This is a genomic window from Cellulomonas xylanilytica (assembly GCF_007989805.1).
In the GTDB taxonomy this organism is placed as follows: domain Bacteria; phylum Actinomycetota; class Actinomycetes; order Actinomycetales; family Cellulomonadaceae; genus Cellulomonas; species Cellulomonas xylanilytica.
Window position 1 is genome coordinate 182,383 of sequence record NZ_BJUB01000006.1, and the last position, 21,030, is coordinate 203,412.

Annotated in this window: 17 protein-coding genes; 10 read left to right on the forward strand and 7 right to left on the reverse strand. The window is 72.3% G+C overall.

Annotated elements, in window-relative coordinates:
- Positions 1-32: 32 nt before the first annotated feature.
- Positions 33-1,172 carry a DegT/DnrJ/EryC1/StrS family aminotransferase gene (locus CXY01_RS10910; RefSeq protein ID WP_146927450.1) on the reverse strand — a complete coding sequence of 380 codons (1,140 nt, stop codon included), beginning with the start codon at positions 1,170-1,172 and terminating at the stop codon, positions 33-35.
- Between the two features lie 212 nt (positions 1,173-1,384).
- On the opposite strand from CXY01_RS10910, the gene CXY01_RS10915 reads away from it, so the two are divergent.
- The 4 genes from CXY01_RS10915 (at position 1,385) to CXY01_RS10930 (ending at position 6,729) form a co-directional block, all read left to right on the forward strand.
- Entirely contained in the window at positions 1,385-2,722 is a 1,338-nt protein-coding gene (locus CXY01_RS10915) for a glycosyltransferase family 39 protein (protein WP_146927451.1), read from the forward strand.
- A 49-nt stretch (positions 2,723-2,771) separates the two neighbouring features.
- The gene (gene lhgD / locus CXY01_RS10920) at positions 2,772-3,959 is read left to right on the forward strand and encodes an L-2-hydroxyglutarate dehydrogenase (protein ID WP_146927452.1); all 1,188 of its coding nucleotides are present in this window, start codon (positions 2,772-2,774) and stop codon (positions 3,957-3,959) included.
- Between the two features lie 149 nt (positions 3,960-4,108).
- On the forward strand, positions 4,109-4,663 hold the full coding sequence (locus CXY01_RS10925) for a hypothetical protein (protein WP_146927453.1): 555 nt from the start codon (positions 4,109-4,111) through the stop codon (positions 4,661-4,663).
- Positions 4,660-6,729: a LasA N-terminal domain-containing protein gene (locus CXY01_RS10930; RefSeq protein ID WP_146927454.1), complete on the forward strand. Its 2,070-nt coding sequence runs from the start codon at positions 4,660-4,662 to the stop codon at positions 6,727-6,729. Before CXY01_RS10925 ends, CXY01_RS10930 begins: the two co-directional genes overlap by 4 nt.
- Positions 6,730-6,801: 72 nt before the next feature.
- On the opposite strand, the gene CXY01_RS10935 is transcribed toward CXY01_RS10930, so the two are convergent.
- From CXY01_RS10935 to CXY01_RS10950, 4 genes are all read right to left on the reverse strand, one after another.
- Positions 6,802-9,315 (reverse strand): glycosyltransferase, encoded by a 2,514-nt coding sequence (locus CXY01_RS10935; RefSeq protein WP_146927455.1) that lies wholly within the window; start codon positions 9,313-9,315, stop codon positions 6,802-6,804.
- Positions 9,312-10,517: an ABC transporter ATP-binding protein gene (locus CXY01_RS10940; RefSeq protein ID WP_222594533.1), complete on the reverse strand. Its 1,206-nt coding sequence runs from the start codon at positions 10,515-10,517 to the stop codon at positions 9,312-9,314. The genes CXY01_RS10935 and CXY01_RS10940 overlap by 4 nt, the downstream gene beginning before the upstream one ends.
- Positions 10,514-11,356: an ABC transporter permease gene (locus CXY01_RS10945; RefSeq protein ID WP_146927456.1), complete on the reverse strand. Its 843-nt coding sequence runs from the start codon at positions 11,354-11,356 to the stop codon at positions 10,514-10,516. Before CXY01_RS10945 ends, CXY01_RS10940 begins: the two co-directional genes overlap by 4 nt.
- Before the next feature lie 129 nt (positions 11,357-11,485).
- Positions 11,486-12,406 carry a class I SAM-dependent methyltransferase gene (locus CXY01_RS10950; protein ID WP_146927457.1) on the reverse strand — a complete coding sequence of 307 codons (921 nt, stop codon included), beginning with the start codon at positions 12,404-12,406 and terminating at the stop codon, positions 11,486-11,488.
- 152 nt (positions 12,407-12,558) lie between these two features.
- Here CXY01_RS10950 and CXY01_RS10955 point away from each other — a divergent pair, with 152 nt between their 5' ends.
- From CXY01_RS10955 to CXY01_RS10975, 5 genes are all read left to right on the forward strand, one after another.
- On the forward strand, positions 12,559-13,653 hold the full coding sequence (locus CXY01_RS10955; RefSeq protein WP_146927458.1) for a glycosyltransferase family 4 protein: 1,095 nt from the start codon (positions 12,559-12,561) through the stop codon (positions 13,651-13,653).
- Positions 13,650-14,735 carry a glycosyltransferase family 2 protein gene (locus CXY01_RS10960; RefSeq protein ID WP_186813375.1) on the forward strand — a complete coding sequence of 362 codons (1,086 nt, stop codon included), beginning with the start codon at positions 13,650-13,652 and terminating at the stop codon, positions 14,733-14,735. The genes CXY01_RS10955 and CXY01_RS10960 overlap by 4 nt, the downstream gene beginning before the upstream one ends.
- Before the next feature lie 65 nt (positions 14,736-14,800).
- Positions 14,801-15,796 (forward strand): dTDP-glucose 4,6-dehydratase, encoded by a 996-nt coding sequence (rfbB, locus tag CXY01_RS10965; RefSeq protein ID WP_146927460.1) that lies wholly within the window; start codon positions 14,801-14,803, stop codon positions 15,794-15,796.
- A gap of 93 nt (positions 15,797-15,889) precedes the next feature.
- The gene (locus tag CXY01_RS10970; RefSeq protein WP_246125242.1) at positions 15,890-17,146 is read left to right on the forward strand and encodes an LCP family protein; all 1,257 of its coding nucleotides are present in this window, start codon (positions 15,890-15,892) and stop codon (positions 17,144-17,146) included.
- A gap of 198 nt (positions 17,147-17,344) precedes the next feature.
- Positions 17,345-18,559, forward strand: a complete 1,215-nt coding sequence (locus tag CXY01_RS10975; protein ID WP_246125244.1) for an LCP family protein — start codon at positions 17,345-17,347, stop codon at positions 18,557-18,559.
- Positions 18,560-18,599: 40 nt separating this feature from the next.
- Here CXY01_RS10975 and purE read toward each other — a convergent pair whose 3' ends face one another.
- Together purE and CXY01_RS10985 are read right to left on the reverse strand one after the other, a co-directional pair.
- The gene (gene purE, locus CXY01_RS10980) at positions 18,600-19,139 is read right to left on the reverse strand and encodes a 5-(carboxyamino)imidazole ribonucleotide mutase (protein ID WP_146927461.1); all 540 of its coding nucleotides are present in this window, start codon (positions 19,137-19,139) and stop codon (positions 18,600-18,602) included.
- An 85-nt stretch (positions 19,140-19,224) separates the two neighbouring features.
- Complete coding sequence (locus CXY01_RS10985) at positions 19,225-20,391, reverse strand: 5-(carboxyamino)imidazole ribonucleotide synthase (RefSeq protein WP_146927462.1); 1,167 nt, start codon at positions 20,389-20,391, stop codon at positions 19,225-19,227.
- A gap of 124 nt (positions 20,392-20,515) precedes the next feature.
- Here CXY01_RS10985 and CXY01_RS10990 point away from each other — a divergent pair, with 124 nt between their 5' ends.
- Positions 20,516-21,025, forward strand: coding sequence for a GtrA family protein (locus CXY01_RS10990; protein ID WP_146927463.1), 510 nt, complete (start codon positions 20,516-20,518; stop codon positions 21,023-21,025).
- Positions 21,026-21,030 lie beyond the last annotated feature (5 nt).

The following is a 21,030-nucleotide window of genomic DNA, read 5'->3' on the forward strand; positions in this document are numbered from 1 at the left end:
GGGCTCCTTGGTCGGTGCGTGCGGGGTGGGCGTCAGCGACGCGAGGAAGGTGCGGTGACGACGTCGCGCACGACGTCGGACACGCGCTCCACCTGAGCGTCGGTCAGGTTGGCGTGCATCGGCACCGCGAGGTGCCGGGCGAAGAGGTCGGCCGAGACCGGCAGGTTCTGCCGACCACCATAGACGGGCTGCAGGTGCGAGGCGTACGTCCCGAAGTTGCACTGCACACCGCGCGCGCGCAGCTCGAGCGCCACCGCCCCGCGGTCGAGGCTCGGGTCGAGCGTCAGGACGTACGACTGCCACGGGTGCTCGCGGTCGTCGAGCGCGGCCGGGAGCGTGACGAGGTCGAGGTCCCCGAGCAGCTCGGCGTAGCCGGCGGCCGCCCGCCGGCGCGACGCGAGCAGCTCAGGGAGGCGCCGGACCTGCACGCGCATGATGGCCGCGGCGACGTCGGACAGCCGGTAGTTGTAGCCGGCCTCGTCGAACGACGGCACCGGCAGCTCACGGGCGCCCTCGCGGGAGAGCGCCGGCTCGATGCCGTACGTGTGCAGCTTGCGGGCGTGCGCGGCGAGGTCGTCGCGGTCCGTGGTCAGCGCGCCGCCCTCACCGGCCGTGATGCCCTTGCGGCCGTGGAAGCTGAACGTCGCGACGTCGGCCAGCGAGCCCGCCGGGCGACCCTTGTAGGTGGCGCCCGCGGAGCACGCCGCGTCCTCCATGAGCCACAGCCCGTGCCGGTCCGCGATGGCGCGCAGCTCGTCGTAGTCGGCGGGCTGCCCGAAGACGTCGACCGCGACGATGCCGACGGTCCGCTCCGTGATGGCGGCCTCGACGGCCGCCGGGTCGGCGCTCCAGATGTCCGGGCGGACGTCGGCGAACACGGGCGTCGCGCCCGTCCACATCACCGAGTGGCCCGTGGCGGGGAACGTGTAGTCGCCGACGATGACCTCGTCACCGGGACCGGCGCCCAGCACGTCGAGGCCGAGGTGCAGCGCCGACCCGCAGTTCGACGTCGCGAGCACGTGCTGCGTCCCCGACACCGCCGCGAAGTCGGCCTCGAACGCCTTGCACGCCGGCCCGGCGCCGGAGAGCCAGCCCGAGGCGAACACCTCGGCGATGGCGTCGAGCTCCTCGCTGCCGACGGTGGGCTGCCCCAGCGGGACGACCTCAGTCATGTGACTCCTCGAGACGGGGCAACCCGTGTCGGTTGCCGGTGGCGACCTGCCGGTCGGCGGTCGCGGCGCCACGACGCTGGACGCCGCGACGGCAGGCCCAGGACGCTCCGCCCGCGACCCGACCCGCAAGGCCCGCCCACCCTACCCGGCGAGTCGGGTCGGGCCCGTATCGGCGGGTACCCTTTGGCGACTCCCGACACCGAAGGACCGCCATGACGACCGAGCTCGCTCCCTCCGAGGACGCGACCCGATCCCTTCCCCTCGCTCGCCGGCTGGTGCGGTACCCGGTGGTGCAGTTCCTCATCGTGTTCGCGTGCGCGCTGCTGGTCAGCGCCCCGTTCCTCGGCCAGCGGATCCGCGAGACGCCCGGCATCAGCCCGCAGGACGAGCTCTCCTACATCGACACCCTGGTCCGGATCCAGGACGGTCAGCTGCTCATGCGCCAGGGCGAGACGCTGGACGAGGAGACGCTGCAGGAGCTGGGGTGCCGGGGCGTGGACGCGTCGGCGCTGGTGCCGGACGTGGCCGTGTGCAAGGGCACGTCCTCCTCGGACGTCGAGTTCTACAACACCGCGGACATCGACCCGCCGGTGTACCACTGGACCGTCGCGGCCCTGTCCTACCTGCCGTTCGACGTCGGCGTCACCCAGAACATGATCACGGCGGCGCGGCTGCTGGGCATCGTCTGGTGCGCGCTCACCATGACCCTGATCTTCTTCCTCGCCCGTCGCCTCGGCGCCCCCGTCGCCGCGGCGGCCGCGGCGTCGTCGACCGTGCTGTGGCTGTCGATCGTGAACATCCAGTTCCAGTACGTCACGCCGCACTCGACCGGTGCGCTGGTCGGCGCCGTCGTCGCCCTGGTGGTGGCGTCCCGGCTGCAGGACAAGGTGGGCTGGTGGCTGGTCACGCTGGCCGCCCTGCTCGCCGCGACCGTCAAGCTCACCAACCTGGTCATCGTCATGGCCGGCTGCGCGGCGTTCCTCGCCGCGTTCGCCTGGCACCGTGAGGAGGGCCCCCGACCACGTCGACGCCTGTGGGACGCGGTGAACCTCGGCGCGACGGCGGTCGCGGCCACCCTCGCCTGGGTCGTGATCCGGCGGCTGACGCGGACCAGCGACGTCGAGCCGTACCCGTGGGCCGTGGTCGACAGCCTGTCGCTGCCGCAGGTGCTCGAGAACCTGGGCGCGTTCGTCTACCCGTGGAGCACGGGCACCGCCCGGGGCTTCGCGATCCTGCTGGCCGTCGCCGTCTTCGGGGTCGCCGGCTGGCTCGTCCTGTCCCGCGACACCGCCGCCGTGCAGCGCAACCTCGCGATCGGCCTGCTCGCGTCGGCGGCCCTCGCCCCGATCGCCCTCGTCGTCATGAACTGGGTGGTCACCCGGTACTACGTGCCGACGCAGGGCCGCTACGGCCTGTCGCTCGTGCCGCTCGCCGTCGCGCTCGCCGCCTCACAGGTCCGGGCGCGCTGGCTGCAGATCACCCTCGTCGTCGTGTCGCTCGTCGCGTTCTGGCTGGCGTGGCAGTCCGCCCCCTCGCTCGCCGGCTCCTAGCGACGGCACGCCCTCACCCACCCGTCGTCGTCCCCGTCCTGGAGTGCTCGTGGCCCGCATCGTCATCGTCGGAACCGGCATCGTCGGCCTCGCCGTCGCCGCACGTCTGGCGGAGCGGGGCGACGACGTCGTGGTCCTCGACAAGGAGCACCGGCTCGCCGCGCACCAGACGGGCCGCAACTCCGGCGTCATCCACTCCGGTCTCTACTACGCGCCCGGGAGCCTCAAGGCCCGGATGAGCCGTGCGGGCGCCCGGTCGATGGCGGCGTTCGCGGCCGAGCACGGCGTCGCCACGGAGCGCACCGGCAAGCTCGTCGTCGCCACCGACGACGCCCAGGTGCCCGGTCTGCACAAGCTGGCCGACCGCGCGAAGGCGAACGACATCGAGGCCACCCTGCTCTCCGGAGCGGCGGCGCGCGAGCACGAGCCGCACGTCCGGGCGGTCGCCGCGCTGCACGTGCCCAGCACGGGCATCGTCGACTACCGCGGGGTGTGCGACGCGCTCGCGCGCACCGTCGTCGAGCACGGCGGCGAGATCCGGCTCGGGACCGTCGTCGCCGCCGCGCGGACGCAGGGTGACCGCGTCGTGGTGGAGACCTCCGACGGTGACGTCACGGGCGACGCGTTCGTGAACTGCGCCGGCCTCTTCAGCGACCGGCTGGCCGCGGCGTCGGGCCTCACGCCCGACGCCCGCATCGTGCCGTTCCGCGGCGAGTACTTCGAGCTCGTCCCGGAGCGGGCCGACCTGGTGCGCGGGCTCATCTACCCGGTGCCCGACCCGCGGTTCCCCTTCCTCGGGGTGCACCTGACCAAGATGGTCAACGGGTCGGTGCACGCCGGGCCGAACGCGGTGCTGGCCCTGGCGCGCGAGGGCTACCGGTGGTCCGACGTGAACGCCCGGGACGTCGTCGACGCCCTGAGCTGGCCCGGCCTGTGGCGCCTCGGCGCCCGGAACCTGCGGCCGGGCGCCCAGGAGGTGCTCCGGTCGCTGTCGCGGGCGCGGTTCGCCGCGAGCCTCGCCGAGCTGGTGCCGGAGATCACCGCGGCGGACCTCGTGCCGTCCGCGGCGGGGGTCCGTGCCCAGGCGATGCGCCGCGACGGGACGCTCGTCGACGACTTCCTCGTGCAGCGCGCGCCCCGGCAGGTGCACGTGCTCAACGCCCCGTCCCCCGCGGCGACCGCGGCGCTCGAGATCGCCGCGCACCTCGTGACCGAGGTCGACGCGGTCCGCGCCTGACGCTCCGACGCCCGCGCGCCCGGAGCAGACCGGGGCGAACCGGACGGCCTGCGGCGACGTCGCAGACCCGTGCCGCGTCGTGCGTGATCGACCCGACCTGACGCGCTACCGTGGCGGCCGGACACCCACCCCCAACCGTGAGGTTCGTCATGGATCGCGCCCACCGTCGGGCCGTACGGCTCGTCGTCCCGCTGCTCGTGCTGGGTGGGCTCGCGGCGTGCACGCCGGGCTCCCCCACGTCGTCCACGCCGACCCCGAGCGCCTCGACGGCACGCCCGAGCGCCGGCGCGACCACGTCCGGACCGACGTCGACCCCGACGACGGGCCCGACGGACGGCGCCCCGCCGGCCTCCCCCGAGCCCACGGACGCCGCACCGGCACCCGCCCCGGCGCCCGACGACCTGACGGAGGTCACCGTCACGATCTCGTACGCGGGCTGGGTGGCGGACGCCGGACGCGTCGAGGTCGGCGCGTACGTCGACGGCGTCATCGAGGGCACCGGCACCTGCACGCTCACGCTGAAGCGCTCGGGCCGGTCGGTCAGCGAGACCGTGCCCGCGACGGCCGACGCGTCGAGCACGAGCTGCGGCGCCGTGGCCGTCGACGGCGCGCAGCTCAGCAGCGGCACCTGGTCCGCTGTCGTCGACTACGACTCACCGACCTCGGTGGGCTCGTCCGCTCCCACAGAGGTGGTCGTCCCGTGACGTCGTCATCCACGCCCTGGCGGCGCCTGGTCTCGTTCGTGGTCGCCGCGGCGGTGGGCCTGCTCGGCCTGACCGCCGTCACGGTCGGCGCCGCCGCCCCGGCGGCCGCTGCCGACCTGTCGACCTTCGACCCTGGCTACCTGGTGTCGGAGCAGAACTTCTGGGACTCCACGGTGATGTCGGCAGCGGACATCCAGGCGTTCCTCAACGCCCGCGGATCGACGTGCCTGCCCAACCCGACCGACGGCGCACCCTGCCTCAAGGACGTCCGGCAGGACACCACGAGCCGCACTCCCGACGACCGCTGCGCCGGTGGTTACGCGGGCGCAGCGTCGGAGAGCGCGGCCACGATCATCGCGAAGGTCGCCCAGGCCTGCGGCGTGAGCCCGCGCGTGATCCTCGTGACGCTCCAGAAGGAGCAGGGGCTGGTCACGACCAAGAAGCCGACCCAGGACATGTACCGCAAGGCGATGGGGTACGGCTGCCCGGACACGGCGCCCTGCGACGCTCAGTACTTCTGGTTCCAGAACCAGGTATACCGCGCCGCGTGGCAGTTCCGGAGCTATGCGCTCACGCCCACGCGCTGGACCCACCGCGCGGGGATGGTCAACAACATCCGCTTCCACCCCAACGCGGCCTGCGGCACGTCCCCGGTCACCATCCGCAACCAGGCCACGGCCGGGCTGTACAACTACACGCCGTACCAGCCCAACGCCGCGGCGCTGGCCGCCGGGTACGGCACGGGTGACTCGTGCTCGTCGTACGGCAACCGCAACTTCGTGTCCTACTGGACCGACTGGTTCGGCTCCCCCACCGGCGTCCCGCCGGTCGGCAGCGTGGACGCGATCGGTCTCACGAACGCCGGGATCACGGTGGCGGGCTGGGCCCTGGACCCCGACACCAGCGCCTCCATCGCGGTGCACGTCTACATCGACGGCGTCGGGACCGCCATCACCGCGAACCAGTCCCGCCCGGACATCGGTGCCATCTACACCAAGCACGGGGACAAGCACGGGTTCACGTTCACGTCCCCGCAGGACCCCGGCAGCCACGGGATCTGCGTCTACGCGATCAACTCCGACCCCGGCAGCAACACGCTCCTGACGTGCCGGACGGTCGTCGTCCCGGACAAGGCACCCATCGGCTCCGTCGACACCGTGACCTCCACGTCGTCGAGCATCACCGTCGGCGGCTGGGTCATCGACCCGGACACGTCGGCGTCCACGCAGGTGCACATCTACATGGACGGTGTCGGCGTCGCGGTCAACGCCGACCGGTCCCGCCCCGACCTGGTCGCGGCGTTCGGGCGCGGCGACAAGCACGGCTTCACGCACACGCTGCCGGCAAAGGTGGGACGGCATCAGCTCTGCGTCTACGGCATCAACACCGCGAAGGCTCCGCACACCCTCCTGTGGTGCGGCACCGTCGACGTCCGTGACGTGACCGCGGCACCGTTCGGCTCGTTCGACTCGGTCACGACGAAGGGTCAGACCGTCTCGTTCTCCGGCTGGACGATCGACCCGGACACCACGGCCCCGACCGACGTGCACGTGTACATCGACGGCGTCGCGACCACCTCGATCAAGGCCGACAAGTCGCGTCCCGACGTCGCCACCGCGTTCGGCAAGGGCGACAAGCACGGCTTCGCCTGGTCGACCACGCTGGCGAACGGGCCGCACACCGCCTGCCTCCACGCGATCAACACCCAGGGCATCCCGCACACCCTGCTCGGGTGCCGCACGTTCACGGTCGCGAACGCGGCCCCGATCGGCGCCGTGGACGCGGTGACCGTCTCGGCCGGGTCCGTGACGATCTCCGGCTGGACGCTCGACCCGGACACGTCGGACCCGACGCAGGCGCACGTCTACATCGACGGCGCGGGCGTCGCCCTCGTCGCCGACCAGTCCCGCCCCGACGTGGGGGCGGCGTTCGGGCGCGGTGACAGGCACGGGTTCAGCCACACGGCCGCCCTGTCGGCCGGGAGCCACGCGATGTGCGTCTACGCGATCGACACCGCGGGCGGGAGCAACACCACCCTCACCTGCCGGACGTTCTCGGTGCCCTGACCGGCGCCAGGACGAACGACGACGGGCGGGTCACCGAGCACTCTCGGTCACCCGCCCGTCGTCGTCGGCGCGTCAGACGCGCGTGCCGCCCAGCCCGGTGACGCGGCGGACGCGGCCGCTGGCTCGGCGTGCGACCTCGCGCACGCCACCCTGGTTCATGTACTCCCGGAACAGGCGCAGGTCGCCGCGGACCGAGACCGGCGGCGGCGGGGGCAGGCGCAGCGAGTCGGTCGTCGTCCCCGGCGCCCGCAGGGCCAGGTCGGCGGCCCGCCGCGGCGACCTGCAGAACTCGACCAGCGGCGTCAGGACCCGGCTCCACCGGTACGCGACGGCGAACTCCTCCACGCGCGCACGCGCCGCGGCGATCGCCTCCTCGTCGTACAGCATCTCCTCGAGCGCCGCGACGAGCCCGTCGACGTCCTCGGGCTCGACCGTCCGGCCCAGGCCCTTGTCCCGGATCAGCTCACCGAAGGTGTCCCCGCCGGTCGCCACGATCGGCAGCGTGCACCACAGGTAGTCGAGGATCCGCGTCCGGAAGCTGAACGCCGTCTCGATGTGGTGGAAGTGCGTCGACACGCCGACGTCGGCGTCGAGCAGGTAGTCCGCCCGCTCCTCGTACGGCACCCAGCTGTCGTTGAAGAACACGTGCTTGTCGGTCAGACCGAGCTCGGTGGCCAGCTGACGCGCGTCCCACGCGATCCGCATGTCCGGCACGCCGGGGTTCGGGTGCTTGGTGCCCAGGAAGAACAGGCGCACCTCGGGGTGGGTCACCCGCAGCCGGTCGACCGCGTGGATCAGCGTCAGCGGGTCGAACCAGTTGTAGATGCCCCCGCCCCACAGGATCACCTTGTCGTCGGGGCCGATGCCCTCGACGGTGCCCTTGATCCCGTGCCGCTTCTGCACCGGCGGCTCGTCCGCGATGCCGAAGGGGACGACCGTGAGCAGCGAGTTCAGCGTCGCGTCCTCGTCGTACACGGACGGGTTGATGCGTCCCTGGCCGGCGAGCTGGCCGAGCCAGAAGTCGCGCTGCTTGTCCGACGCGCACAGCAGGAGGTCGGCGCGGGCGATCTGCTCGTTGAGCGTGCGGGTGGTCTCGCGGACCGCCATCGCCCGTCCCCCGAGCCCGAGGTCACGCGCCTGCTCGAGCTGCTCGAGGTGGATCGGGTCGTAGATGTCGGCGACGACGATCTTGGTGCTGTTCTTGAGCCAGGGGGCCGCCTCGAGGAGGAAGCCCTGGAAGATGATGACGTCGGCCCAGCCGGTCGCCTCGACCAGCGACTTGCCGTGCACGTACTCGGTCGCGAAGTCGTCGTGCGTGACCGAGACGCCGGACGTCGACGCGAGCCGCACGTCGTGCTCGGGCGCCAGGGCGCGCGCGATCTCCCACGCCCGGATCGCCGGCCCCGCCATGCGTGCCTTGAGCGGCTCGCCCGTGACGACGAGGACCCGCTGCCGCGACCGGAAGTGGCTCGCGATGCCGAACGCCTCGACCAGCACGCGGTGCGCCTCGAGGTAGCTGTCGATCGCGTAGGCGGGCTCCATGGCCTCGCGGAACAGCGGGAGCAGCTCGCGGTCCGTCCGGCGGCGCCGCGACTGGAGCGCCTGCCGGGTGACGTGCAGCGACTCGAGCTGCTCGACGAAGTAGTCGATCGCGTACGGGCCGGTGAGGCTCATCTTCGGCAGCTCGAGCGTGCCGACGTCGTCGTTGCCGGGCGAGCGCTGCAGGTCGAGCGTCGTCGTGTCGACGTCCGCCCGCGCGAAGGACCGGCGGACGGCGAGGGCCATCGCGGCCGGCAGGGCGCGCGCGAGCGTCTCGTCGTCGAAGTTCTTGTACATCGACAGCAGCGCGTTGCGCTCGAGCAGGTAGCTCTCGCGGAAGTTGCCGAACTTCTTCATCGTGACGTGGTGCCGGTGGTACGCCACGGACCCGGGCACGTAGCGGACGCGGTAGCCGAGCAGGTTGAGCCGCCAGCCGAGGTCGACGTCCTCATAGAACATGAAGAAGCGCTCGTCGAACCCGCCGACCTCGCGGAACAGGGCCGCCGGCATGAACATCGCGGCGCCGGTGCCGAACAGGACGTCCTTCGCGACGTCCCACTCCCCGGTGTCGGGCTTCTCGACCTCGCGCTTGTAGCCCATGCCGAACCACGTGAGGGAGCCGTCGACGTAGTCGATGGTCTCGCCCTCCCAGTCGAGGACCTTGCTCGCGACGGCGCCGATCGTCGGGTCGGCCTGGAGCGTCTCCACGGCCGCCCGGACCCAGCCGGTGCCGGGCCGGGCGTCGTTGTTGAGGAACCCGACGAACTCACCGGTGGCCGCCTTTACACCGGTGTTGCAGCCCCCGGCGAACCCCGTGTTCGACCCGGCCTCCACGACCGTGGCGTGCGGGACGGCGGCGCGGATCTTCGCGACGCTGCCGTCGTCGGAGTCGTTGTCCACGACGATCAGCTCGAGCTGGTCCGACGGCCAGTCGACGTCCTCGAACGACCGCAGGGCCACGATCGTGTCGTCGGCCCCCTTGTAGTTCACGAGGATGATCGAGACGACCCCCGGGCGGACGGTCGGCTCCGAGCGGTCCAGCTTCATGCGTCTCCCTTGATCGGCGACCAGGTCGCCCCCATCGCCACGATGCCGCCAGACTCCCGCGGCTCGCCTGCCTCCACGTCGAACCGGGTGATGTGCCGCCGGAGGTCGTAGGTGTGCTGAGTGGTCCAGTCGACGGCCGAGGCCGTCAGGTCGAACGTGCCCGGCTGCAGCGGGAGCCGCGGCACGGTGCAGTCGATGAATCCGTCACCCGAGACGCTGGTGATGTCCAGACCGCCGTCCCGGGAGTGGTACGCCCAGACGTAGGTGCCCTCGATCGTCTCGATGGCAAGGCCGAAGACCGGTCGCTCGATCGTCTGGTGGGCACGGTAGTGCACGCGGATCGACATCGCCTCTCCGGTGCGGAACGACGAGACGGACTCGTCGGCGCCGTCGAGCAGCTCGACGCGCTCGACGGTGATCTCGCCCGAGCCGTGCCGCCCCGTCTCGTGCACGGCCTCCTCGACGGGCCGGTCCGTGTGCGTCTTGTCGATGTAGCTGTCGACCAGGTCCGTGGCCGGCCCCGACGCGACGAGGCGTCCGTGCTCGAGCCAGGCGGCGTGGTCGCACATGGTGCGCATGGAGCCCATGGCGTGGCTCACGATGACGACGGTCTTGCCCGCCGTGCGGAAGTCCGCGAACTTCTCCATGCACTTCGCCTGGAAGCTCGCGTCACCGACGGCCAGCACCTCGTCGACGAGGAGGATGTCGGGGTCCACGTTGATGGCGACCGAGAACCCCAGCCGGACGTACATGCCGGACGAGTAGTTCTTCACGGGCTGGTCGATGAACTGCTCGATGCCGGCGAAGTCGACGATCTCCTCGAAGCGCGACTCGATGTCCTTCTTGCCCAGGCCCAGGATCGACCCGTTGAGGAAGACGTTCTCTCGACCGGTGAGCTCCGGGTGGAAGCCCGACCCGAGCTCCAGCAGAGCGGCCATGGAGCCGTTGACGCGCACGTTGCCGGTGTCCGGCACGAGGATCCGCGCCAGGCACTTGAGCAGCGTGGACTTGCCCGAGCCGTTCTCGCCGATCAGCCCGAACGTCGTGCCCTCGGGGATCTCGAACCCGACGTCGCGCAGCGCCCAGAACTCGTCGTACTTCGCCCGGCGGCCACGCATGAGCGACGCCTTCAGCGACTGGTTGCGCTCCTTGTACATCCGGAAGCGCTTGGAGACGTCGACGACCTCGATCGCGGTGCTCACAGCTCCTCCGCCATGCGGGGCTCGAACTTCTTGAAGACGTACCAGCCGATGGTGAGCGCGACCGCGGCGGAACCGACGCACCAGAGCAGGTCCGTCGTCGACGGCATCCTCTCTTCGTACAGCACGGAGCGGAACGCCTGGGTGAAGTGCAGCATCGGGTTGAGCTCCCAGAGCGTGGTGAGGGGGAACGACAGGTCCCACTGCGCGAGCCAGACGTTGAGCGACTCCTGCGCGCGGACGACGTACGTGAACGGGTAGATGATCGGCGTCGCGTACATCCAGATCTGCAGCAGGATCGCGACGAAGTGCTCGGTGTCCCGGAAGTAGACGTTCGCCACGGCGAGGACGAGCGCGAAGCCCAGGGCCATGAGCGTCAGGAGGGCCAGCAGCACGAGCACCATCGGCAGCCAGGGCAGCACCATCTGCCCGAAGAGCATGAGCGCCACCATGAGCACGCCGAGCTCGATGGCGGTCGTCACGTCGAGCGCGAACACCGACGAGGCCACGAGCACCTCGCGCGGGAAGAACACCTTCTTCACCAGGTTCGCGTTGGCCACGATCGACCCGAGCCCCGTCTGCAGGGCGGCGGCGAAGAAGCCCCACGGGATGAGCGCGCACATGAGCCAGAGCGCGAAGACGTCCAGGCCGGTGGGCGACGGCTCGATCTGGACGCGCATGAAGTACCCGAAGACGACGGTGTAGATCAGCATCGTCGCGATGGGGTTGATGAGCGACCAGAGGTTGCCGAGCGCGGTGCGCTTGTACCGGCCCTTCACCTCACGCAGCGTGAGGTTCGCGAGGAGCTCGCGCGTACGGACGTTCGCGAGGTCGGCGATCATGCGGTCGTCACGACCTCGTCCTGGCCGGCGTCACCCCGCCGGACGCACGCGCGCACGACGACGGTCAAAAGATGGGGCATGGGTCGATAGTAGGTGACTACGCCCGGTCCGATGACGGGCGACGGGCCCCTACGGGCGTGGTCCGCCTCTCAGCCGCCCGTACAGGCGACGGGGGGCGGACAGCGACCGCCAGGTCACCGTGGAGTGCACCGCGCCCAGCTCCTGCTCCGCCGCACCGGCGCGGGACTGCGCCGCGGCGAGCTCCTCGTCCACCCGCTCGGACCGGACCTCGAGCTCGCGCGACCGCGCCTGCGTCTCGTGCAGCTCGGACTCCAGCTCGTCGATCCGGGTGCGCATGACCTGCAGGTCTCCGTCGGCGTCGGCGACGACGGCCCGGATGACGAACTGGTAGGTGAGGCCGTCGGGCTGCTCGCGCACCCAGTCGATGACGCCCGGCGGCAGCGCCTTCCAGTCGACGTCGACCTCGACGCCGAGCGGGTCCGCGGTGGTGCGCCGGACGTCCGTCGCGACGAGGCCCGCCCCCTCGATCAGGGCGAGCAGGCCGTGCCGGTCGAAGAATGTGACGTGCGTCCGGTCGAGCAGGCCGAGGTCCGTGTAGCGCCAGCGGCCCTGGAGCAGCGCGAGGCGCAGGCTGCCGTGCGTGACGTTCGGCGTCGAGATGACGACCGAACCGCCGGGGGCCAGCAGCTTGGTGACGTGCCGGAGCAGGCGGTCGGGGTCGGTGAGGTGCTCGAGGATGTCGCCGAGCACGACCACGTCGAACGACGCCGCCCCGAAGTGCGCGACCAGGTCGACCTGCGTGAGGTCGGCGACGACGACCTCGTCGAGCAGCTTGGCGGCACGCGAGGCCGACTCCGGGTCGATCTCCACCCCGCTCACGCGGCACCCGCGGGCGATCAGGGCCTCCCCCAGGTAACCCGTCGCGCACCCGACGTCGAGCACACGCTTGTCGGGCCCGACCAGGCGGACCATCAGGCTGTGGGAGTTGTTGTCCGACAAGGCGTCGAAGTCTGCGTCGTACGTTGGCATGTCGCCTTCCAGAGGTGGACGCGTCCGCGCGAAGGACTCACACGGAACGGGACCCCCGTACCCGCGCGAACAGGATGAGGTCTCCGCGCCCCGGAGCACAAGCGGCCACCCGGGCGTCGTCGGCCGGCAGAGCACCGTGAGAGTATCGCGCGGTGCTGATCACGCTCGACGCGACACCCCTGCTCGGTCGACGGACGGGCATCGGACGGTACGTCGAGCACCTGCTCGGCGCGCTCGCCGCCCGCAGCGAGCAGGACGGCCTCGAGCTGCAGGCGTCGACGTGGACGTGGCGTGGCGCCGAGCTGTCCGGCCTGCCCGCGCACGTGCGCCCGGTCGGCCGTCGCGTTCCCGCCCGCCTCCTGCGGGAGCTCTGGACCCGGGCGGACCTGCCCGTCATCGAGACGCTCGTCGGCGCGACCGACGTGTTCCACGGCACCAACTTCGTCTCGCCCCCGACGCGGCGGGCCCGTGAGGTCGTCACGGTGCACGACCTGACCTACGTCGAGCACCGCGAGACGGTGGACGCGGCCACCCTGGCGTACGAGCGGCTGGTCGCCCGCTCCGTCGCGCGCGGGGCGACGGTCCTGACCCCGTCGCGCACCGTCGCCGCCGCCGTGCGCGCGCACTACGACCTGCCGCAGGACGCCGTCGCCGTCACGCCTCTCGGTGTGGACGACGCCTGGTTCGAGGCCGCAGCGCCGTCCGCGTCGTGGCTGCAGGAGCGCACCCTGCCCGACCGGTACGTGGTGTTCGTCGGCTCGCTCGACCCGCGCAAGAACCTCCCCCGGCTGCTCCAGGCGCACGAGCAGGCACGGCGCACCGACCCGTCGCTGCCGGACCTGGTGCTCGCCGGCCCGGCCGGGCGCGCGACCCCCGACGGCGTCGGACCGGCCGTCCACCTGACCGGGTGGCTCTCCGACGAGGACCTGCGCACGCTCGTCGGCGGTGCGTCCGGCCTCGTGCTGCCGTCGCTGGACGAGGGTTTCGGCCTGCCGGCGATCGAGGCCGCGGCCGCGGGCGTGCCGGTGCTGGCCTCCGACCTTGCCGTCCTGCACGAGGTCGCCGCGCCCGACACCGTGTTCGCCCCGCCGACGGACGTCGACGCGCTGTCCGGCGCGCTGCTGCACCTGGCGCAGGCCCGGCGCACGCCCGACGCGGACGACGCCCGTCGCGCCTGGGCGCGGCAGTTCACGTGGCAGGCGTGCGCCGCGGCCACGCTGGCCGCCTACGCCACGGGACGGTCGTGAACGACGCCCCCGGGACCGTCGACGTCACGGTCGTCACGGTCACCTACGACGCGGCCGGCCTCGTGCGGGCGTGCCTCGACGGGCTGCGGGCCCAGGAGCTGGGCGACGTGACGATGTCCGTCGTCGTCGTCGACAACGGGTCGCGCGACGGCACCGCGGACCTCGTGGCCGCTGAGTACCCCGAGGTCCGGCTGGTCGCCCACCCGGTCAACGCGGGGTTCACCGGGGGGAACAACGTCGCGCTGGCGGGCGTGCGGTCGCGCTACGCGGTGCTGCTCAACAACGACGCCGTCCCGGACCCGACGTTCGTGGCCACCCTGGTGCGGGCGATGGACGGGGCGGCCCCCGACGTCGCGGCGATGGCGGCGACCGTCCTGCTGGCCGCCCGCTTCCGCCCGGCCGGTCCCGAGGACGGCCTCGACGGCACCCACGTGGTGCACGGCCCCGACGGGTCCTGGGTGGAGGACCCCGACGGGCCGGTCCGGCTGGTCAACTCCACCGGCAACGAGGTGCGCACCGACGGGTTCGGCGTCGACCGGGGCTGGCTCGCGGACGCCTCGAGGCACCGTCCCGCCCGCGACGTCTTCGGCTTCAGCGGAGCGGCGGCGATCCTCCGGACGAGCGCGCTGCGCACCGTCGGCCTGTTCGACGAGCGCCTCTTCATGTACTACGAGGACACCGACCTGTCGTGGCGGCTCCGCCTCGCGGGCTACCGGGTGGAGCACTGCGCCGGGGCCGTCGTCTCGCACGTGCACGCGGCGTCCTCGTCGGAGGGCAGCGACTTCTTCCGGTTCCACGACATGCGCAACCGGCTCGCGGTGGTGACCAAGAACGCGTCGGCGGCCCTCGCGCTGCGGTGCGTCCTGCGCTTCGGCCTGACGACGGCCTCCGTGGGGCTGCGTCGACGCCAGCCCTGGCCGCTGGTGCGCACCCGGCTGCGGGCGGCGCGCTCCTACCTCGGGCTGCTCCCCCACCTGCTCGCGGAACGCCGCCGCACCGGCCGGGCCGCAGTCGTCGACCGCCGCACGGTCGACGCCCTGCTGGTCCCGCCCACCACGGCGACCGGACCGTACCGCGCGTGACGTCCGGCCTCCGGGCGGTCACGTTAGGCTCTCGGGTTGATCCCGCCCACAGGAGGTTGTCTCGCATGCACGTCCTCGTCACCGGCGGAGCCGGCTTCATCGGCTCCAACTTCGTCCACCAGACCGTCCGCGAGCGTCCCGACGTGCGGGTCACGGTGCTGGACGCCCTCACCTACGCGGGCGACGAGCGGAGCCTGGACCCGGTCGACGGGAAGATCGTGTTCGCCAAGGGCGACATCGCGGACCCCGACATCGTCGACAACCTGGTCAAGGACGTCGACCTCGTCGTGCACTTCGCGGCCGAGTCGCACAACGACAACTCGCTGCACGACCCGTGGCCGTTCCTGCGCACCAACATCATCGGCACGTACCAGCTGCTCGAGGCGGTGCGCCGTCACGACGTGCGCTTCCACCACATCTCGACCGACGAGGTCTACGGCGACCTCGAGCTGGACGACCCGGCCAAGTTCACACCGGACACCCCGTACAACCCGTCGAGCCCCTACTCCTCGACGAAGGCCTCCTCGGACCTGCTCGTGCGCGCCTGGGCCCGCAGCTTCGGCGTCCACGCGACGATCTCGAACTGCTCCAACAACTACGGCCCGTTCCAGCACGTCGAGAAGTTCATCCCGCGCCAGATCACCAACGTGATCGACGGGGTCCGGCCCAAGCTCTACGGGTCGGGCGAGAACGTCCGTGACTGGATCCACGTCGAGGACCACAACAGCGCCGTGTGGGCGATCATCGAGCGCGGCCGGATCGGCGAGACGTACCTCATCGGGGCGGACGGCGAGGAGAACAACAAGACCGTCGTCGAGGACATCCTCGAGATCATGGGTCAGCCGGCCGACGCCTACGACCTGGTGAGCGACCGTCCGGGCCACGACCTGCGGTACGCGATCGACTCCACCAAGCTGCGCGAGGAGCTGGGCTGGGTCCCGCAGTACGAGAACTTCCGTGCCGGCCTCGAGGCGACGGTCGCGTGGTACCAGGCGAACGAGGCGTGGTGGCGGCCGCAGAAGGACGCGACCGAGGCCAAGTACGCCCAGCTGGGTCGCTGAGCCGGCGGAGCGCGCGCTGATCTGCACAGATCCTCCACGACGCCACTGCGCGCGCTCCCCCGGACGACCGACCAGCTCTCCTACGATCGTCCGGTGACCTCCCGCCACGCTGCTGTTCAGCGCCCTCGTGCCGCGCGGCACTCCCGACGCCTGCGGTCCCACGGCGTCCTGCGTGGCGTCGCGCTCGGCGTGGCGGCCGTGGTCGTCTTCGGCGCCAGCGGCGTCGCCGCGGTGGCGGCCAAGCTGAACGGCAACATGGACAAGGTCGACGTCTCGGCCCTGGTGAACCCCATGCCGTCGGCGACCACGGAGCCCGACCCGGACGACCCGAACGCGGGTCAGGCCGTCAACCTCCTGATCCTCGGGTCGGACCAGCGCGACGGGGTGAACGCCGAGATCGGTGGCGAGGCCGCCGGCATGCGCTCCGACACGTCGATGGTCCTGCACATCTCCGCCGACCGGTCGCGCGTCGAGCTGGTCTCCATCCCCCGCGACTCCCTCGTGGACATCCCCGCGTGCACGATGACGAACGGGAAGACCACTCGCGCGACCCACGGGATGTTCAACTCCGCCTTCGCGACGGGCTGGGACAACGGCGGCGACATGACGTCGGCGGCCGCCTGCACGATCAACACGGTGCAGCAGAACACCGGCCTGACCATCAACCACTTCGTCGTCGTCGACTTCGCCGGGTTCCAGCAGATGGTGAACTCCATCGGCGGTGTGCCCATGTGCATCCCCACCGCCATGAAGTCGGACATGGCCGGGCTCTCGCTCGAGGCCGGCTTCCAGACGCTCGACGGGCCGACGGCCCTCGCCTACGCCCGGGCCCGCAAGGGCCAGGGGATCGGCGACGGCTCCGACACCAACCGCATCGGCAACCAGCAGAAGCTCATCGCGGCGATGGTGCGCGAGGTGCTGTCCCGCGACGTCCTGACCAACCCGCAGAAGCTGATCTCGTTCCTCAGCGCGGCGACCGGCTCGCTGACGACGGACACCGGGATGTCGATCGGCAACATGACCGGCCTCGCCTACAACCTCCGCAACATCAACGGTGGCAACATCACCTTCATGACGATCCCGTTCGCCCCCGCCAAGTCCGACCCGAACCGGGTCGAGTGGACGTCGGAGGCCGACGTGGTGTGGGCGAACATCGCCGCGGACGTCCCGGCCCTGGGCGAGGAGCCCGTCGCGCCGGAGGTCACCACACCGCCGCCCGCCTCCACCACCGCCCCGGTGGAGCCCGTGGCACCCGTCGAACCCGTCGAACCCGTCGCACCCGCCCCGGTGGAGACGAAGAAGGCCGGCCAGGAGGCGTTCAGCGTCGACGACACGACGGACGTCTGCTGAGGCATGGCTCCCGACGACCGGACCTCCCGCACACCTCCCCCGAGCTTCGCGCCCGGCGCTCCCGCCCGTCCGGTCCGCCCGGCCGACGCCGAGCCGATCGTCGTCGGCCGCCCGTCACGGCCCACTGCGCCCCGGACCCCGCGACCGGCCCCGGCTCGTGCCGCTCGGCCGGCGCCGGCGACCCCTGACCCCCGACCGGTGTCCGGCCGTCCCCCGACGATCGCCCCCGCCGGGCAGGGCGCGCGCCCCGCGGGTGCGGCGCCGGTCGAGGTACCGGGCCGAGCCGGGCGACAGGCGGCCCCGGTCGCGACGCCTGCCTCCACCCCTGCCCCGCGGTCGACGTCCTCGCGCCCCGCGACGGCTCGTCCGGCGCAGCCGACCCGTCCACCCGCCGGCCCGGCCGGCCCGCGTCCGCCGCGACCGACCGCGGGCGCGCCCGACCCGGCCGCCCAGCCCGGGGCGCGGCGCAGCCGCAAGCCGCTCGTCGGCGCCGTCGCAGCCCTGGTGGTCCTCGCGCTGCTCGCCTGGCCGATCGGCCTGGCGGTCTGGGCGAACGACAAGGTCCAGCACACCGCGGCGCTCAGCGGCGCGGCGAACACCCCCGGCACCACGTACCTGCTGACCGGGTCGGACTCGCGCGCCGACGGGGGCATCGAGCAGGACGGGACCGAGGGCTCGCGCACCGACACGATCCTGCTGCTGCACGTGCCGGACAGCGGTCCCACGGCGCTCATCTCGCTGCCCCGCGACACCTACGTCGAGATCCCCGGGAACGGTGCGGCGAAGCTCAACGCGGCGTTCTCGTGGGGCCAGGCGCCGCTGCTCGTGCAGACGGTCGAGGGGCTCACCGGCCTCACGGTCGACCACTACGCCGAGATCGGCATGGCGGGTGTCGAGCAGATCGTCGACGCGGTGGGCGGCGTGAACCTGTGCCACGACACCGACGTCAACGACGTCGACTCCGGCATGGTGTGGGTGGCGGGCTGCCACGACGTCGACGGCACGCAGGCCCTCGCGTTCGCCCGGATGCGCAAGGCCGACCTCACCGGCGACGTGGGCCGGGCGGAGCGGCAGCGGCAGCTCATCGGAGCCGTCATGTCCAAGGTGCAGCCCAGCCAGCTCGCCCTGCGACCGGGTCAGCAGGTCGCGCTGATCGACGCGGGCACCGGCGCGCTGACCGTGAGCAACGAGTCGAACATCCTCGACATGGCCAGGCTCGCGCTCGCGTTCCGCGCGGCCAACGGCGAGAACGGCATCACGGGGACGCCCCCGATCTCGTCGATCGACTACCGCCCCGGCGGCAACGCCGGCTCCACCGTGCTGCTGGACCCGGACGCCGCACCGGCGTTCTGGGCCGCGATCCGTGACGGCTCGCTGCCGCCCGGCCCCGTGGGCGGGATGCCCGGCGCCTGACACCGCCGGACGCGGTCCGACCCGTGGTCAGCGAGCGTGGTCAGACGCTGAAGCCCACGCTCGGCCGGCTCGTCGTCTGCGCCCGCAGCCGCTCACCCTTGCCGTCCGCCTGACCCTGCAGGTCCTCCTGGAACGCCGCCATCGCGGTGCGCAGGCGCCCGGCCTGCTCACCCTCGCCCGACGCGAGGATGCGCACGGCGAGGAGACCGGCGTTGCGGGCCCCGCCGATGGAGACTGTCGCGACGGGGACGCCGGCGGGCATCTGCACGATCGAGAGGAGCGAGTCCATGCCGTCCAGGTAGGCGAGCGGGACGGGGACACCGACCACCGGGAGCGTGGTGACGGCGGCGAGCATGCCCGGCAGGTGCGCAGCCCCACCGGCGCCGGCGATCACCACCCGCAGCCCGCGGTCGGCGGCGCTGCGGCCGTAGGCGATCATCTTCTCGGGCTGCCGGTGCGCGGACACCACGTCGATCTCGACCGGGACGTCGAACTCGGCGAGCGCCTCGGCGGCGGCCTTCATGACCGGCCAGTCCGAGTCCGAGCCCATGACGATCCCCACCAGGGCCTGCGCTGCCATCACTGTCTCCGTTCCTGACGCCGTCCCGGTGACGCCGCGCGCCCATCATGTCCCAGGCGGTCCGTGCTGCGGCCCGCTGTTCGCGTCAGGCGGACGCCTCGCCCTGCAGCAGGGCCGCAGCGGCGATCGCGCGGCGGCGGACGTCGTCGAGGTCGTCGCCGCTGACGTTGACGTGCCCGAGCTTGCGTCCCGCGCGGACCTCCTTGCCGTACAGGTGGACCTTGGCCGCGGGGTCCAGCCGCGCGACGTCGGCGAGGGCGTCCGTCGGGTCCGGCAGCGAGCTGCCGAGCACGTTCGCCATCACGGTCCACCTCGAGCGTGCGGCCGTCTCCCCCAGGGGCAGGTCGAGCACGGCGCGCAGGTGCTGCTCGAACTGGCTGGTCACGGCACCGTCGATCGTCCAGTGGCCCGAGTTGTGCGGGCGCATCGCGAGCTCGTTGACGAGCACCCGCGGCGGGCCGCCGGCGTCGTCCGCGACCTCGAACAGCTCGACCGCGAGCACACCGGTGACGCCCAGGCCGGTGGCGATCCGGACGGCCACCTCGACCGCCTGCTCCCGCGTCGCGGGGTCCAGGTCGGGGGCGGGGGCGACGACCTGCGCGCACACACCGTCGCGCTGGACCGACTCGACCACGGGCCACGTGCGCGTCTCACCGCTGGGCCGACGCCCCACCAGCACGGCGAGCTCCCGGGTGAACGGCACCTTCTCCTCCGCCAGGAGCGGGGCGCCGGTGCCGTCCGCCGCGGCCGTGAACCAGTCCGCGACGTCCTCGGGCGAGCGCACGACCCGCACGCCCTTGCCGTCGTACCCGCCGCGGGCGGTCTTCACCACCGCCACCCCGCCGTGGTCGGCGAGGAAGGTGCCCAGCTCCGCGGCCGACGGGAGCACGGCCCACGACGGGACCGGGATGCCGAGCTCGGTCAGCCGGGTCCGCATGACGATCTTGTCCTGCGCGTGCACGAGGGCGGACGCGTCCGGGTGGACCGCGACGCCCGCGCTCTCCAGGCGGTCGAGCAGCAGGTTCGGCACGTGCTCGTGCTCGAACGTGAGCGCGTCGGCGCCATCGACCAGCGCGGTGATCGCCGCCTCGTCGGACGCCGAGCCGACAGGCGCGTCGACCACGACCTGGGCGGCCGAGGACGACGGGTTCTCGACGAGCACGCGCAGGTGCACACCGAGCGCGGTCGCCGCCGGCGCCATCATCCGGGCGAGCTGCCCGCCACCGACCACTGCCACCACGGGTGCTGTCACGGGCGACGACACTAGCCGAGCGCCGGGCGGCGCCGAAACGCTTCGCGGCCGCCCTCGGTCGGCCGGCTCCTGGATACCAGGGCTATCCTCTCCAGACTGCTGTGTCCCACCTGCGAGGAGCCCCGTGAGCGCCAGCGACGAGCTGACCGACGACCGGGCTCCCGACGCGCCCCCGGTCGCCTCCGCCGTCCGGGCCGCTGCGCTGCGGGCACGCGCCTACGAGCTCGCCCGGTTCCTCTCGGTGGGCGGTGTCGCGTTCGTGGTCGACCTCGGCCTGTTCAACCTGCTGCGGTTCGGTCCGGGCGAGGTGCTCGGCCACAAGCCGCTCACCGCGAAGATCATCTCGGTCGTCGCCGCGACGCTCGTCGCCTGGCTGGGCAACCGGCACTGGACGTTCTCGCAGCAGCGCACGGACCGCCGGGCGCGCGAGCTCACGGTGTTCGCGGGCATCAACGTCGTCTGCGCCCTGATCCCGGTGCTCACCCTGGCGTTCTCGCACTACACCCTCGGGCTGACCACCGCGCTGGCGGACAACGTCGCCACGGTGATCGGGATCGGTATCGGGACCGTCCTGCGGTACCTCGGCTACAAGCGCTGGGTGTTCACGGGCGTGCGCGTTCCCCCGACGGCCTGACAGGG

Bases quoted from the DNA above. Each gene is read 5' to 3' on its own strand.
- CXY01_RS10910 (WP_146927450.1), bottom strand. From the start codon at position 1,172: ATGACTGAGGTCGTCCCGCTGGGGCAGCCCACCGTCGGCAGCGAGGAG.
- CXY01_RS10915 (WP_146927451.1), top strand. From the start codon at position 1,385: ATGACGACCGAGCTCGCTCCCTCCGAGGACGCGACCCGATCCCTTCCC.
- CXY01_RS10925 (WP_146927453.1), top strand. From the start codon at position 4,109: ATGGATCGCGCCCACCGTCGGGCCGTACGGCTCGTCGTCCCGCTGCTC.
- CXY01_RS10935 (WP_146927455.1), bottom strand. From the start codon at position 9,315: ATGAAGCTGGACCGCTCGGAGCCGACCGTCCGCCCGGGGGTCGTCTCG.
- CXY01_RS10945 (WP_146927456.1), bottom strand. From the start codon at position 11,356: ATGATCGCCGACCTCGCGAACGTCCGTACGCGCGAGCTCCTCGCGAAC.
- CXY01_RS10950 (WP_146927457.1), bottom strand. From the start codon at position 12,406: ATGCCAACGTACGACGCAGACTTCGACGCCTTGTCGGACAACAACTCC.
- rfbB (WP_146927460.1), top strand. From the start codon at position 14,801: ATGCACGTCCTCGTCACCGGCGGAGCCGGCTTCATCGGCTCCAACTTC.
- purE (WP_146927461.1), bottom strand. From the start codon at position 19,139: ATGGCAGCGCAGGCCCTGGTGGGGATCGTCATGGGCTCGGACTCGGAC.